This is a genomic window from Rhodococcus sp. B7740 (assembly GCF_000954115.1).
Lineage (GTDB): Bacteria > Actinomycetota > Actinomycetes > Mycobacteriales > Mycobacteriaceae > Rhodococcoides.
Genome location: NZ_CP010797.1, coordinates 1,635,196 through 1,649,559, shown reverse-complemented (window position 1 = coordinate 1,649,559; position 14,364 = coordinate 1,635,196). Strand labels below are relative to the sequence as shown.

Here is a 14,364-nt window from a genome sequence, read left to right as displayed (position 1 = left end):
AATCTGCACCGATGACCAGGTCGGCACTGACGGCGCTGATGTGCGCCGGAATTCTCGGTGCCGGGGTACTCGCGTCCGTACCGGCCAGTGCGACGCCGGCAGACGCGGCACCTGCCGCGAGTACGGAACTGTCCGGAAAGACGGTGTTCCTCGATCCGGGCCACCAGGGCACCGCACATTCGGAGAATCTGCAGCGGCAGGTGAACGACGGGCGCGGCGGCACCAAGGATTGTCAGACCACCGGCATGACCACCCTGGACGGCGTGCCCGAGCACACCATCAACTGGAAAGTGAGCGAACTCGTTCGATCGAGCCTGGAGAGTCTGGGTGCGACGGTGAAGACGAGTCGAGCAGACGACACCGGATGGGGCGGATGCGTCGACGACAGGGCGCGGGCGGCCGGCGAGTCCGGGGCCGACGTGGCCGTGAGTATCCACGCGGACTCCACGAGTACGACGACCGATGCCGACAAGCACGGTTTCCATCTGATCGTGCCCACGCTGCCGATTCCGAACGCGGCTGCCGACGCTGCCCAGTCCGAGGGCGGACGCTCGGCATCGACGCTGATGCGGGACTCCTATGTGCGGGCCGGATTCGAGCCTGCCAACTATGCGGGAGTCGAGAACGGGATACAGGAGCGATCCGATGTCGCCGGGCCCGCACTGACCACGGTGCCCCTCGTGTTCGTCGAGATGGGCAACGGATCGAACCCCGACGACGCAGCTCTTCTCGAGAGCTCGGACGGTCAGCTGAAGCATGCGATCGCCATCTCGACGGGAATCATCGACTACCTTCTCGGGGCCGAAACCCCGTCCCCGTCAGCAACTGCCGCTACCACGCCGGCGTCTGCCGCCACCACGCCGGCGGCTACCGCCACCACGACGCCCGCTACCCCTGACCCGACTGCGACGACCGGCACCGCCGCAACGGCACCCGGCGGCGTTGGCCCCACGGCCGAGGGACGCAGCGCGTTGTCCCGGTTGCTCGAGAGTGTGTCCCCGTACGTCGACTCGTTCGGCGTCGACGGCCTGGAAGGACTGGCGACCCCGGGCAACGTGAGCAGTGTGTCCACGTTCGCGCAAGGCCTGCTGAAGCAGATTCTCGCCGACCGGTAGTCTCGGACGCCGTGGCGCGTCGACGAATTCCGGTGGTGATAGTGGCCGGCTTTCTCGGCGCAGGTAAGACCACCCTCCTGAACCACCTGCTGCGCAACGATTCCGGCATCCGAATAGGTGTTGTGGTCAACGACTTCGGGGCGATCAACATCGATTCGATGCTCGTGGCCGGCCAGGTCGATTCGATGGTTTCCCTCGGCAACGGCTGTATCTGTTGCGCCGTCGACATCAGCGATATGGACGCGATGTTCGATGTCCTCGCACACCGCCGGTCCGCCATCGACGTGATCGTTGTCGAGGCCAGCGGTCTGGCCGAACCCAGAAACCTCATCAGGATGGTCCGCGGTAGCGAGAACGAATTCATCGTCTACGGCGGGCTCGTCGGGGTCGTCGACGCGGTCGAGTTCCCGCAGACGCGTGCGCGGCATCCCGAGATCGACCAGCACCTGCAACTGGCCGATCTGGTGGTGCTGAACAAGTCCGATGCGGTGACCGAGTCCGAACGCTCCGCGGTGCGCTCGACGGTGCAGGCCGTCGTCGCAGATGTGCCCGTCGTACCCGTTGCCTTCGGTCGCGTCGACCCGCTGCTGCTGTTCGATCGGCGCGAGGATCGGTCGGTGGATTCGGCAATGGCGGTGCAGCTGTCGTTCGACGAACTACTTCGGGAGAACCACGATCACGACCACGATCGTCACCTGCACGCGCAGTACTCGCACACCGAGTTCGTCAGTACGGATCCCGTCGAACCCCGGCGACTGATCGAGTTCCTGGAGAATCCTTCCGGAAACCTCTACCGCATCAAGGGATTCGTACACTTCGGCATCGCCGGCCACACCCAGAAGTTCGTCGTGCACACGGTGGGTCGACACATTCGATTCGAGGCCGCGTCGTGGTCGAGGGGTGAGCCCGTGCAGACCTCACTGGTGCTGATCGGTAGCGATCTCGATGCCTCGGCCGTCGAGCAGCGGTTGCGCGCGTGTGTGCGAGGACCGGACGACCCCGACGACGCCTCTGCCATGCTTCCGGTCCATCGCTACCTCGAGACCGGTTAGCTCGCTAGAGCCCGACCCACTCGGTGCGTCCGCCCTCGAATCCCTGACGCTTCCAGATCGGGACCTCGGCCTTGATGCGCTCGACGAGTCGCGCGCAGGCTTCGAATGCCTCGGCGCGATGAGCCGAGCCGACGGCAGCGACGAGTGCGAGGTCGCCGACCCGGAGATCGCCTACGCGGTGCACTGCGGCGACCGCCAATCCGGTCTCTGCCGATACCTCCGAGCAGCATCGGCTCAGGAAGCGTTCCGCGTCGGGGTGTGCGCGGTACTCCAGGGTCTCCACGGCATGTCCGCCGTCGTGGTCACGAACGATTCCGCTGAACAGCACGACCGCTCCGTGCCGCGAATCCTGTACCGCTGCTTCGACTTCGGCGGTACTCAACGGTTCACTGGAAATTCGTGCGACGAGTTCACTCATCGTGGGGGCCTCCTCCGGCGATCTGTGCCAGTACATGGTCGAGGAGCGGGTCGAGGACGGAGAGTCCGTCCTTCACACCGCCCGGTGAGCCCGGCAGGTTGACGACGAGCGTGCGTCCGATCAGACCCGAGACACCGCGGCTGAGCACCGCATGAGGCGTCGCGGATGTTCCGCGGGTGCGGATCGCATCCGCGATCCCCGGCATGTCGATGTCCAGGAGTGCGGCCGTCGCCTCCGGGGTCGCGTCGGTGGGGGACACCCCGGTTCCGCCCGTGCTGACGATCAACGACGGTTCGCCGCGCAGGGCGTCGTGCAGTCCGGCCGCGATGTCGGCATCGGCGTAGACCAGTGGGCCTCGCACGGCGAAGCCTCGATCGGTCAACCAGGTGGCGATGGCGGGGCCGGTGGTGTCCGGTCGAGTTCCGCGCGCGCCGCCGGTGGAGGCCACCAGAACCACTGCGGACCGTGCGGACTCGAACACGGGATCACCCGCAGTCTCGTCTGCGCCCTCTGCACCGTCCCGTTGCCAATGCCCGTGTTTGCCGCCGTCTTTCGTGAGCAACCGGACGCCGTTCATGGTGGCACCGGGATCGACGGCCTTGACCATGTCGTGCAGGGTCAGGCCCGCGACGGCGACCGCGGTCAGTGCTTCCATCTCCACCCCGGTGCGTCCGGTGGTGCGGGCGGTGGCCTCGACCGTGATGGACGACTCGGTGAACCCGAACGAGATCTTCACCGAGGAGAGGGCGAGCTGATGACACAGCGGAATCAGGTCCGATGTCCGCTTCGCTGCCGAGATGCCGGCGATGCGGGCGGTGGCGAGGACGTCGGCTTTGGGCATGTCGTCCGCGCGTACGAGGGCGATGACCTCGGCAGTGGTGACGAACTCACCGGCGGCGACGGCCGTGCGCGAGGTTTCCTTCTTGTGCGCCACATCGACCATGCGGGCGCGGCCCTGATCGTCGAGATGAGACAGCTGGGCATCGGTGGTCACAGCGGCCACACCTCCACGTCGGATCCTGCAGCGAGTTCGGTTGTCTCGGAATCGATGTCGATCAACACATCGGCCCATGCCAGTGCGGCGACCAGGTGCGAGCCGGGGCCGGCGACGAGCTCCACCCGACCGTCCTCGCGCATTCGGCCACGGAGCAACTGTCGTCTACCGGGCGGTGACACGATCGATTCGTGCAGGGCCGCAGTGGTCGAGAGCACCGGAGGCAGGCCGGCCGCTCGCCGAACGATGTTGCGCGCGAACATGATGTACGAGACGACGGTACTGACGGGATTGCCGGGAAAGCTGAGCACGGGAACACCGTCGAACAGCGTCATGCCCTGCGGTCCGCCCGGCTGCATGCGAACCGATCCGAAATTGCCGCCGAGCGGCTGGAGCACGTCCTTGACCACTTCGAAGTCGCCCATCGACACTCCGCCGGACGTGATGATCAGCTCCGCCGATTCCGCTGCCGCGTCGAGGATCTCGCGGAAGCGGGTCGGCTCGTCGGAGCTGCGCGCGACGGAGACCACCTCGGCACCGCTGGCGCGTAGGTGTGCGGCGAGGGTGATCCCGTTCGAGTCGTAGATCTGACCGGGCGTCAGCGTCGAGCCGGCGTCGACCAGCTCGGCACCGGTGGTCACGACGGCCACACGAGGACGTGAGCGGACGTCGAGCTCACCGAAGCCGACGGCAGCGAGAACGGAGATGTGGCGGGGTTCGAGCACTCGGCCCGACTCGACGAGGACTGTTCCGACCCGCACGTCGCTTCCCTGTTCGCGTACGAATTCACCTGCTGCGCGGCTCTTGTGGATCGTCACCGAACCTTCCGCCGTCACGGAGGTGTCTTCGACGGGGACGATGGCGTCCGCTCCGTCCGGAATGGGGGCACCGGTCATGATCTTGGCGGCACTGCCCGAGGCGAGAACTGCCGATTCCGTCGGGCCTGCGGCGATGATCGTCGAGACCGGAAGCGTCACTGGGGTGGTGGACACGGATCGCGAATCCACGGCGTAGCCGTCCATCTGCGAGTTGCGGAACAGGGGCAGATCGACCGGGGACCGTACGTCCTCGAACGAGACGCGTCCCAGCGCGTTGTCGAGAGCAATTCGCTGAGCTGTTCTCGTGGTCAGCGCCGCGAGCAGAGTGTCGACCGCGGCGGCGTGTTCCTGGACCGATACAGCGGTCACCGTGCGGATCCAGTGATCGCGTGCGTGTGCTCAACCGTCATGGGTGCCAATCCTAAGCACGCCGGTCCGTCGACTCGGTGTGGGCTGCGGCATAATGGGTAGACACATCTACGACAGACGTGATTTTCGACGGAGACGAGGTACGAGGTGACGGTGGACAGTGTCACCTCGCTGGGCATTCCCGGGTTCGGTACCACCACGGGTTCGGCTGCAGGCAGTGCGAACTCCGTGTCCGACCGGCCGGACGTGCCGCATCTGATCGATCGTTTCGGCCGAGTGGCCCGCGACCTGCGCGTCTCGATCACCGAGAAGTGCTCGTTGCGCTGCACCTACTGCATGCCAGAGGAAGGCCTTCCGGCGATCCCGGCTGCGGCGCTGCTGACACCCGCCGAGATTGCCCGAGTGGTCTCGGTGTCGGTACGCCTGCTCGGTATTCGGGACGTGCGCTTCACCGGAGGCGAGCCGTTGATGCGCCGCGATCTCGACGAGATTCTGCGGCTGTGCGCCGACGTCGCGGACGGTGTGCCGCTGTCGATGACCACCAACGCCGTCGGTCTCGAACATCGGGCACAGTCGTTGGCGGACGCCGGGTTGACCCGAGTGAACGTCTCTTTGGATTCGGTCGACCGCGAGGATTTCGCGCGCTTGACCCGACGAGATCGGCTGCCGTCGGTGCTCGCCGGAATCAGGGCAGCGCAGCGTGCCGGGATCGGGCCGGTCAAGGTCAACGCCGTTCTGATGCGCGACACCCTGTCGGGTGCCGTCGATCTGCTGCGCTGGTGCCTCGACGAAGGCGTTGCTCTGCGCTTCATCGAGCAGATGCCGCTCGACGCCGACCACGAGTGGGCCCGCGCGAACATGATCGATGCTCAGACCCTGCTCGACGAACTGTCCACCGAGTTCGACCTGCGTGAGGTGGGGCGCGTCGATCCCTCCGCCCCGGCCGAGGAATGGAGTGTCGACGGTACCGACGCCACCGTCGGCATCATCGCGTCGGTGACCCGCTCGTTCTGCGGTGATTGCGACCGCACCAGAGTGACTGCAGAGGGAACGATTCGGTCCTGTCTGTTCAGCGACGACGAAACCGATCTGCGGGCAGCTCTGCGCGGCGGTGCCACCGACGACGAACTGGCAGCCGTGTGGCGTGGGGCGATGTGGAACAAGTGGGCGGGTCACGGCATCGACGCCGACGGCTTCGTACCTCCCACCCGCAGCATGGGAGCCATCGGTGGGTGAGACCCAGGTGGAGGTGCGGTACTTCGCTGCAGCGGTCGACGCGTCGCACTGCGAGTCCGAGTACCTGACCGTGCCGCTCGGAGCCACTCTCGCAGATCTGCGGGAGCTGATCCTATCCCGGCACGGCGCGCCGATGGAGCCGATACTCAGGGTGTCGGCTTACCTGGTCGGAGACGATCTCACCCGCGATCTCGGGCGCGTGATCGGCGGCAGGGTCGACGTACTGCCACCCTTCGCAGGCGGCTGAGCGCACGCGGTTCGCTGCGCCGCCACCGACAGGTGGCGGCGCAGGATTCAGCTGCTCCTTTTCCACCAATCGTCGAACGGCGTCACGGGCACCGTGCGCTTGTGCCGAGTGGCGAGGAACATCGTCTCCAGCTTGTCGGCGATCTCCTCGGTGACGTCCTTGCCCTCGAGGTAGTCGTCGATCTGTTCGTACGTCACGCCCAGCGCTTCCTCGTCGGGTAGCGCGGGTCGATCGTCTTCGAGATCGGCGGTGGGAATCTTGCGCCAGGTGCTCTCTGGGGCTCCCAATTCGCGTAGCAGCGCTGCACCCTGACGTTTGCTCAACCCGGTGAGCGGAGTCAGATCGACCCCGCCGTCACCGAATTTGGTGAAGAACCCGGTGATCGCCTCGGCGGCGTGGTCGGTGCCGACGACGACGTAACCGAGTTCGCCGGCAAGGGCGTACTGCGCGACCATGCGCTGGCGCGCCTTGATGTTGCCGCGGACGAAATCTCGAATTTCGGTACCACCGAGTGCCTCCGCCGTCGCGGCCGCTGCGGCGTCGGCAGCGGCCTTGATGTTCACCGTCACCGTGCGGTCGGGATCGATGAATTTCAGCGCGATCGATGCGTCGTCCTCGTCGGCCTGCACGCCGTAGGGGAGTCGAACGGCGACGAACTCGGCCTCGTGTCCGTCGGCTCGGAGCTCCGTCGCTGCTTGTTGGGCGAGCTTGCCGGTGAGCGTGCTGTCCTGACCGCCACTGATGCCGAGTACGAAGCCCGAGGCCGGGGTCGACGTCAGGTAGTCCTTCAGGAAGTCCACGCGCCTGCGGACCTCCGTGATCGGGTCGATGGTCGACTGCACGGCCAGCTCGCGCATGATCCCCGAGCGCAATTCCGAGTTGATGTGTCCCATCACGTCATCCTAATGACGGGTGCCGGTGTGGTGCTTCGCGCCGTGCGTAGTGTCGACGGACGTGAGTGGATCCTCCGACACCTTCGTCAAGCGAAACCCGCACGCGCATCCCGATTTCTTCGCGGCCGAGGCCGCCGGGCTTCGGTGGCTCGGCGACGCGGCGGCCCCTGTCGTCGGAGTCCTCGGGCACGGCCGGACGTACATCGAACTCGAACGGCTGATTGCGGCCCGCCCCACGCCGGGCGCAGCCGAACGATTCGGCCGCGCTCTGGCCGCGATGCATTCCGCCGGAGCCGCCGGGTTCGGTGCGCCACCGGTGGATGCCGACGGCGTCGCCTTCTCGGGTCAGCTGTTCATCGGTGCTCGGCCCATGACCAGCACAGTGCACACCTCATGGGGAGCGTTCTACGCCGCAGAACGAGTGTTGCCGTTTCTTTCGATCGCGCAGGACGCGGGCACTGTGACGCCCGGGGAGGCGGCGATCGTCGAGTCGGCGTGCCGACGTATCGCGGACGGCGATTTCGACGATGCAGAGCCGCCGAGCCGTATTCACGGTGATCTCTGGAACGGCAACGTGTTCTGGACCGACGCGGGAGTGGTGCTCATCGACCCGGCGGCGCACGGTGGGCACCGCGAGACCGATCTGGCGATGTTGGCGCTGTTCGGTTGCGCCCACCTCGACGCCGTCGTCGGCGGCTACGAGACGGTACGGCCGCTGCGATCCGGGTGGCGCGAGCGCACGGCTGTGCATCAGCTGCATCCACTCGCGGTTCATGCTGCCGGTCACGGCCGTTCCTACGGCACGGCGCTGCACGCGGCGGCTGCGGCGGTCGTCGGGCTGTGAGCGAAGGATCTACCGAGTGCGAGTTGCTCGGCGTACCAGATCTTCCCAGCCGTCGGCCAGGCGATCCATCGGCATCCCCAGATCTCGGTACTGGTGGAGTACCAGCGTGGCTTCGAGCGGAGTGAGCAGCCAGTACGCGAGCAATTCGAGATCCCCGTCCACCTCGGCTGCGCGGAGCAGCGATAGGACGTGGGTGAAGTTGACCATGTGCGCCGGGGCGGAGTACCGCGCGTCGTCGGCGCTCTCCGCAGCGCGCAGCACTTCCCCCTGGACGTTGACGAATTCGAGTCGAGCTCGGCCGAAGGCGACGAGACGATCGATGGGGTCGGCACCCGGACCCAGCGGGGGTTCGCCGAACATGAACGAGTGCTGCAGTTTCTTCTCGGTGTGGTCGAGCAGCGCGCGCATCAGCCCGGCCCGGTTCCCGAAGCGACGGAACACTGTGCCCTTGCCCACTCCGGCCTTGCTCGCCACGGCGTCCATGGTGATGGCATCGGCTCCGACGGTCGCCACCAGATCGGTTGCGGCGTCGAGGAGCAGGCGACGGTTGCGCGCTGCGTCGCACCGTTCGGATTCCTCGCCCGCTATGGGCAGCATCGGGCCGGTCACAGTGGAAGCCTACCTTGCCGGGAACATAAATGGACCACGGTCCGTTTGCATGGTAGGAATTGATCCGACGATCACGTCAACCGAACTTGCGAAGGAATAACCTCATGTCAGACGCTCATGTACTCGTTCTCGTCGGAAGCCTGCGCGCCGAGTCGGTGAACAAGCGAATCGCCGAGACTGCTGTCACAGTGGCTCCCGCCGGTGCAGAGGTAGTGGTGTACGACGGTCTCGGAGATGTCCCCTTCTACAACGAGGACATCGATGTCGAGGGATCGGCACCTGCAGCCGCTCTCGCTCTGCGGGCCGCTGCCGAGAAGGCTACGGCGTTGTTGTTGGTCACGCCCGAATACAACGGCACCATCCCGGCCGTGCTGAAGAATGCCATCGACTGGCTCTCGCGCCCGTACGGTGCGGGTGCCATGGTGGGCAAGCCGGTCGTCGTGATCAGCGCGTCGCCCAGCGGCAACGGAGCCAAGTGGGCGCACGAGGACACCAGCAAGGCCGTGCGCATCGCAGGCGGAACCGTCCTCGAGGACGTCCAGCTCTCCATCGGTGGAACCATCGACAAGTTCGGCTCGGCCCACCCGCGCGAGAACGTCGAGGTCTCCGGCGAGATCGGGCACGTCGTCGCCGAACTGGTGAAGGCCGCCGACGATCTCGTGAGTGCGTGACCCTGTCACGGTTTCGATAATCGTTTTCATGTAGACTGGTTGCATGAAGGTGAGAAACTCGTTGAAATCGCTCAAGAACAAGCCCGGCGCACAGGTCGTTCGGCGCCGTGGCACGGTGTTCGTGATCAACAAGAAAGAGCCGCGGTTCAAAGCGCGCCAGCGTTGACGATCGCGTGATCGACCGCGAAGGACCCTCGGAGACATCCGGGGGTCCTTCGTCGTGTCCGGGAGTGTCGGCGGTCGTCGGCACATGTCATGGTTCGGGCCGACTTTCGTTGTGATGGACAACACGTTGGGGGTGTGACGTGCGACACGCCGATATGGGTCGATTCTCGTGGCTCGACAACGCCGTGACCAGCGAATACCACGGATGTTGTTCGCAACATCTCGTGTTCTAGGCAGATGTCGGACACTAGGTGTAGTGTTTGACCGACCGAGAGGCCACAACTCGAAGAACGTGCACAAACGGGTTCGAGCAGGTCGAAGTCGCCCTGAGCGGGAGATGTTCTCGGTGCCACACGCAGAGCACATCGGTCGCGTCGGTGCACCCGATGGCGACAACGGAAAGAGGGACACCATGAGCATCACCGTTTACACCAAGCCCGCCTGCGTTCAGTGCAATGCCACCTACCGCGCCCTCGACAAAGCCGGTATCGAGTACTCCGTGATCGACATCTCGCAGGATCCCGAAGCACGTGACTACGTCATGGCACTCGGTTACCTGCAGGCTCCGGTTGTCGTCGCGGGCGACGATCACTGGTCCGGCTTCCGTCCGGATCGCATCAAGACCCTCGCAGCGAACGCTGCTTGAACAGTACGAGAGAGTGAGTGAGCGGTGAGTTCGCAACCGCAGTCCTCCCACTCACTGGTCTACTTCTCCAGCGCGTCCGAGAACACCCATCGCTTCGTCTCGAAGCTGGACATTCCCGCGACACGAATCCCTCTGCGTGATCCGAACGGCACCTTTCGTGTCGACTCTCCCTACGTACTCATCGTGCCGACGTACGGGGGAGGGACCACGTACGCCGGCCGTGACACCAACTACGTCCCCAAGCGAGTGATCAAGTTTCTCAACGACGAGCACAACCGTTCGTTGATCCGAGCTGTCATCGCTGCCGGAAACACGAACTTCGGTGACTCGTTCTGCTTTGCGGGAGATGTCATTTCGCAGAAGTGCGCAGTTCCGTATCTGTACCGATTCGAATTGATGGGCACCCCCGAGGACGTAGTGCGGGTCCGCGAGGGGCTGGAGGACTTCTGGGAACGTGAAGTCCGACGCGCCGCCCACACGCACTAGAGCACCACACCCCACATACCCAGTAGGAGCATCGCCGTGGCACCGACCATCACCGACGCAGCACCCGTACCCACCACCGTCCGCGGCGACGGCGACATGGATTACCACGCGCTCAACGCGATGCTCAATCTGTACGGCCCCAACGGTGAGATCCAGTTCGAGAAGGATCGCGAGGCTGCCAATCAGTACTTCCTGCAGCACGTCAATCAGAACACCGTGTTCTTCCACGATCTGGACGAGAAGCTGGACTACCTCGTCGAGGAGAACTACTACGAGCCCGAGGTTCTGGATCAGTACTCTCGCGAGTTCGTCAAGTTCCTGATCAACCACGCGTACTCGAAGAAGTTTCGGTTCCCCACGTTCCTCGGGGCGTTCAAGTACTACACCTCGTACACGCTCAAGACGTTCGACGGCAAGCGTTACCTCGAGCGTTTCGAGGACCGGGTGTGCATGGTGGCGTTGACGCTGGCCGCCGGCGACGAGGCTCTGGCCACCGATCTGGTCGACGAAATCATCGCCGGCCGCTTCCAGCCCGCGACGCCGACCTTCCTCAACTCCGGCAAGAAGCAGCGCGGCGAGCCCGTGTCCTGCTTCCTGCTGCGCATCGAGGACAACATGGAGTCCATCGGCCGCTCCATCAACTCCGCCCTGCAGCTGTCCAAGCGCGGCGGCGGAGTTGCGTTGCTGCTGAGCAATATTCGTGAGGCCGGCGCGCCCATCAAGCGCATCGAGAACCAGTCCTCGGGTGTCATTCCGATCATGAAGCTGCTCGAGGACTCGTTCTCGTACGCCAACCAGCTCGGTGCACGTCAGGGCGCAGGCGCGGTGTACCTGCACGCACACCATCCCGACGTCTACAAGTTCCTGGACACCAAGCGTGAGAATGCGGACGAGAAGATCCGCATCAAGACGCTCTCGCTCGGAATCGTCATCCCGGACATCACGTTCGAGCTGGCGAAGAAGAACGAGGACATGTACCTGTTCTCGCCGTACGACGTCGAGCGCATCTACGGTGTGCCCTTCGCCGACATCAACGTGTCGGAGAAGTACTACGAGATGGTCGACGACAAGCGGATCCGCAAGACCAAGATCAAGTCTCGCGAGTTCTTCCAGACTCTGGCCGAGCTGCAGTTCGAGTCCGGCTACCCGTACATCATGTACGAGGACACCGTCAATCGTGCGAACCCGGTCAAGGGCAAGATCACTCACTCCAACCTGTGCTCGGAGATCCTGCAGGTCTCGACGCCGTCGACGTTCAACGACGATCTCTCGTACAGCCATGTGGGCAAGGACATCTCGTGCAACCTGGGTTCGCTGAACATCGCCAAGACGATGGACTCGCCCGACTTCGGTAAGACCATCGCCGTGGCCATTCGTGGCCTCACTGCGGTGTCCGATCAGACGCACATCTTCTCCGTGCCGTCGATCGAGCAGGGCAACAACGATTCCCACGCGATCGGCCTCGGGCAGATGAATCTGCACGGCTACCTGGCGCGCGAGCGGATTCACTACGGCTCGACCGAGGGAATCGATTTCACGAACATCTACTTCTACACCGTGCTGTTCCACGCGCTTCAGGCGTCGAATCAGCTGGCGAAGGATCGCGGTCAGTACTTCAAGGGTTTCCCCGAGTCCAAGTACGCGTCGGGTGAATTCTTCGACAAGTACACCGACCAGGTCTGGGAGCCGGCCACGCCCAAGGTCGCGAAGTTGTTCGCCGACTCGGGTGTATCGGTTCCCACCCAGGCGGATTGGACGACGTTGAAGGCGTCCGTGCAGGAGCACGGCATCTACAACCAGAACCTGCAGGCCGTCCCGCCGACCGGCTCGATCTCGTACATCAACAACTCCACCTCGTCGATTCACCCGGTGGCGTCGAAGATCGAGATTCGCAAGGAAGGCAAGATCGGTCGCGTCTACTACCCGGCTCCGTATCTCGACAACGACAACCTGGATTTCTATCAGGATGCCTACGAGATCGGATACGAGAAGATCATCGACACCTACGCTGCCGCAACGCAACACGTCGATCAGGGTCTGTCGTTGACGCTGTTCTTCAAGGACACCGCCACCACTCGCGACATCAACCGCGCGCAGATCTACGCATGGCGCAAGGGCATCAAGACGCTGTACTACATTCGTCTGCGCCAGTTGGCTCTCGAAGGCACCGAGGTGGAGGGTTGCGTGTCCTGCATGCTGTAGCCGGCTCGGTCGGTAGTCCTGTGGCGAATACCGCGATCTCGCGGTCCGCTGCGGAGCATAATCGGGCATGGACACCGAGGCGGACGACGAGGTCGAATCCGATATCGACGTGAAGATTGCTCGGAAGGATGCACGTCCTTCCGAGCAATTCTCGCGTGGTCGACACGCCCGTCGGCGCGTACCCCGCAGCGGATTGGGCGAATGGAATCCGGTCTCGCGTGGTCACGATGCGCTCGACTCGGTGCTCGCGCAGAACATCATTCGGGTGCCGGAGCTGCTACCGATCCGATACGCGAGAATGTCCGCATCGCCGTGGACCTACTTCCGCGGTGCCGCGGCCGTGATGGCAGCCGACCTCGCGTCGACTCCGCACACCGGCGTCGAGGTCCAGCTGTGTGGCGATGCCCACGTGTTGAATTTCGGATTGTGGGCCACTCCCGAACGGAACCTGTACTTCGACCTCCGCGACTTCGACGAAACGCTGCCCGGCCCGTTCGAGTGGGACCTCAAACGGCTGGCGACCTCTCTCGTGGTTCTCGGGCGGGAGAACGGGGTCGATGCGCGACGCTCCGATCGGGCGGTATCGGCGATGACGGCTGCGTACTGCCGAAAGATGAGGACATACGCGAGCACGCCGGAGATCGACATCTGGTACGACCGCATCGACGTCGCCGGTCTGCTCGGTCACTTCTCGTCGGGCATCGCTCGACACGCCGAGAAACTCATCGAAACGAAAGCCGAGCGTCGTACCAGCCGTGGGGCGTCCCGCAAGTTCACCGAGACGAGGGACGGTCGTCGAAGGATTCGCGAGGACGCACCTTTTCGCACTCACGTCGGTGATTCCCAGATCGAGCTGGTGCAGGCGGTGATCGCCGGTTACAGCGAGTCGGTCGACGACCACATCTGGAGTCTGCTGACCAGGTTCCGGGTTCTCGACGTCGTGCGGCAGGTGGTCGGCGTCGGGAGCGTCGGAATGCGGGTGTATCTGGCGCTGCTCGAAGAACGTCGCACGAAGGATCCGTTCTTCCTGCAGATCAAGCAGGCAGGGCCGTCGGTGTTCGAGCAGTTTCTCGAACCGAGCCGGTACGACAATCACGGCGCCCGCGTGGTCAACGGGCAGCGAATGCTGCAGAGCGCGACCGACATGTTCGTGGGATGGACGGCAGTGGGGACCATGAACTTCTACGTTCGGCAGTTCCGTGACATGAAGGTCATTCCCGACGGCGAGATCATCGGGCCGTACCTCACCGAATTCGCCACCGCATGCGGTGAAGTTCTCGCGCGAGCGCATGCCCGCAGTGGTGACGCGGAGGCGATCGCCGACTACCTCGGCCGCGGAGACAACGTCGGTCGGGCGATGGTGAGGTTCGCCCATGCCTACGCCGATCAGAACGAGCGTGATCACGCGCAGTTGGTCGCTGCCGTCGAGGCCGGAACCGTCCCGTGCTCGGTGGGGTGGTGAGCGACCGAAGCAGCCGTAGAGGTCATCCCTGCGGGCAACACTCCCGGCACACTTTGTAGTGCCTACCGGACTTGTCGGACACAACGGGTAGTGTTCGTATCAGCGGCTTTTCACGTAGCTCCGTCCCCGTCTCTCGC

Annotated in this window: 16 protein-coding genes; 11 read left to right on the top strand and 5 right to left on the bottom strand. The window is 64.4% G+C overall.

Features of this window, described 5'->3' with window-relative positions; genetic code table 11:
* Positions 1 to 11: 11 nt before the first annotated feature.
* Together NY08_RS07580 and NY08_RS07575 are read left to right on the top strand one after the other, a co-directional pair.
* Entirely contained in the window at positions 12 to 1,115 is a 1,104-nt protein-coding gene (locus NY08_RS07580) for an N-acetylmuramoyl-L-alanine amidase (protein ID WP_045199936.1), read from the top strand.
* A gap of 11 nt (positions 1,116 to 1,126) precedes the next feature.
* Entirely contained in the window at positions 1,127 to 2,167 is a 1,041-nt protein-coding gene (locus tag NY08_RS07575) for a CobW family GTP-binding protein (RefSeq protein WP_032397712.1), read from the top strand.
* A gap of 4 nt (positions 2,168 to 2,171) precedes the next feature.
* Here NY08_RS07575 and NY08_RS07570 read toward each other — a convergent pair whose 3' ends face one another.
* From NY08_RS07570 to NY08_RS07560, 3 genes are read right to left on the bottom strand one after another with little or no spacing between them, the layout of a single operon-like run.
* Positions 2,172 to 2,585 carry a molybdenum cofactor biosynthesis protein MoaE gene (locus NY08_RS07570; protein ID WP_032397713.1) on the bottom strand — a complete coding sequence of 138 codons (414 nt, stop codon included), beginning with the start codon at positions 2,583 to 2,585 and terminating at the stop codon, positions 2,172 to 2,174.
* On the bottom strand, positions 2,578 to 3,579 hold the full coding sequence (moaCB, locus tag NY08_RS07565) for a bifunctional molybdenum cofactor biosynthesis protein MoaC/MoaB (protein ID WP_082073998.1): 1,002 nt from the start codon (positions 3,577 to 3,579) through the stop codon (positions 2,578 to 2,580). The genes NY08_RS07570 and moaCB overlap by 8 nt, the downstream gene beginning before the upstream one ends.
* A complete protein-coding gene (locus NY08_RS07560; RefSeq protein ID WP_045195689.1) occupies positions 3,576 to 4,766 on the bottom strand; it encodes a molybdopterin molybdotransferase MoeA in 1,191 nt (396 codons plus the stop codon). Before NY08_RS07560 ends, moaCB begins: the two co-directional genes overlap by 4 nt.
* A gap of 177 nt (positions 4,767 to 4,943) precedes the next feature.
* Here NY08_RS07560 and moaA point away from each other — a divergent pair, with 177 nt between their 5' ends.
* Positions 4,944 to 6,002: a GTP 3',8-cyclase MoaA gene (moaA, locus tag NY08_RS07555; RefSeq protein ID WP_045199932.1), complete on the top strand. Its 1,059-nt coding sequence runs from the start codon at positions 4,944 to 4,946 to the stop codon at positions 6,000 to 6,002.
* Complete coding sequence (locus tag NY08_RS07550) at positions 5,995 to 6,249, top strand: MoaD/ThiS family protein (protein ID WP_045195687.1); 255 nt, start codon at positions 5,995 to 5,997, stop codon at positions 6,247 to 6,249. The genes moaA and NY08_RS07550 overlap by 8 nt, the downstream gene beginning before the upstream one ends.
* A 47-nt stretch (positions 6,250 to 6,296) precedes the next feature.
* Here NY08_RS07550 and nadE read toward each other — a convergent pair whose 3' ends face one another.
* Positions 6,297 to 7,142: an ammonia-dependent NAD(+) synthetase gene (gene nadE / locus NY08_RS07545; protein ID WP_032397717.1), complete on the bottom strand. Its 846-nt coding sequence runs from the start codon at positions 7,140 to 7,142 to the stop codon at positions 6,297 to 6,299.
* Between the two features lie 61 nt (positions 7,143 to 7,203).
* Here nadE and NY08_RS07540 point away from each other — a divergent pair, with 61 nt between their 5' ends.
* Positions 7,204 to 7,986, top strand: a complete 783-nt coding sequence (locus NY08_RS07540; RefSeq protein WP_032397718.1) for a fructosamine kinase family protein — start codon at positions 7,204 to 7,206, stop codon at positions 7,984 to 7,986.
* Between the two features lie 9 nt (positions 7,987 to 7,995).
* On the opposite strand, the gene NY08_RS07535 is transcribed toward NY08_RS07540, so the two are convergent.
* Positions 7,996 to 8,595 carry a TetR/AcrR family transcriptional regulator gene (locus NY08_RS07535; RefSeq protein ID WP_032397719.1) on the bottom strand — a complete coding sequence of 200 codons (600 nt, stop codon included), beginning with the start codon at positions 8,593 to 8,595 and terminating at the stop codon, positions 7,996 to 7,998.
* Positions 8,596 to 8,699: 104 nt separating this feature from the next.
* On the opposite strand from NY08_RS07535, the gene NY08_RS07530 reads away from it, so the two are divergent.
* The 6 genes from NY08_RS07530 (at position 8,700) to NY08_RS07505 (ending at position 14,227) form a co-directional block, all read left to right on the top strand.
* Positions 8,700 to 9,266 (top strand): NAD(P)H-dependent oxidoreductase, encoded by a 567-nt coding sequence (locus tag NY08_RS07530; RefSeq protein ID WP_045195685.1) that lies wholly within the window; start codon positions 8,700 to 8,702, stop codon positions 9,264 to 9,266.
* A gap of 43 nt (positions 9,267 to 9,309) precedes the next feature.
* Entirely contained in the window at positions 9,310 to 9,432 is a 123-nt protein-coding gene (gene ykgO / locus NY08_RS07525) for a type B 50S ribosomal protein L36 (protein ID WP_037189801.1), read from the top strand.
* 411 nt (positions 9,433 to 9,843) lie between these two features.
* A complete protein-coding gene (locus tag NY08_RS07520) occupies positions 9,844 to 10,077 on the top strand; it encodes a redoxin NrdH (protein ID WP_032398330.1) in 234 nt (77 codons plus the stop codon).
* 24 nt (positions 10,078 to 10,101) lie between these two features.
* Positions 10,102 to 10,563, top strand: a complete 462-nt coding sequence (gene nrdI, locus NY08_RS07515; protein ID WP_032397722.1) for a class Ib ribonucleoside-diphosphate reductase assembly flavoprotein NrdI — start codon at positions 10,102 to 10,104, stop codon at positions 10,561 to 10,563.
* Positions 10,564 to 10,599: 36 nt separating this feature from the next.
* A complete protein-coding gene (gene nrdE, locus NY08_RS07510) occupies positions 10,600 to 12,765 on the top strand; it encodes a class 1b ribonucleoside-diphosphate reductase subunit alpha (protein WP_045195681.1) in 2,166 nt (721 codons plus the stop codon).
* Positions 12,766 to 12,832: 67 nt separating this feature from the next.
* Positions 12,833 to 14,227 (top strand): DUF2252 domain-containing protein, encoded by a 1,395-nt coding sequence (locus tag NY08_RS07505; protein ID WP_082073715.1) that lies wholly within the window; start codon positions 12,833 to 12,835, stop codon positions 14,225 to 14,227.
* The last annotated feature ends 137 nt before the right edge of the window (positions 14,228 to 14,364 follow it).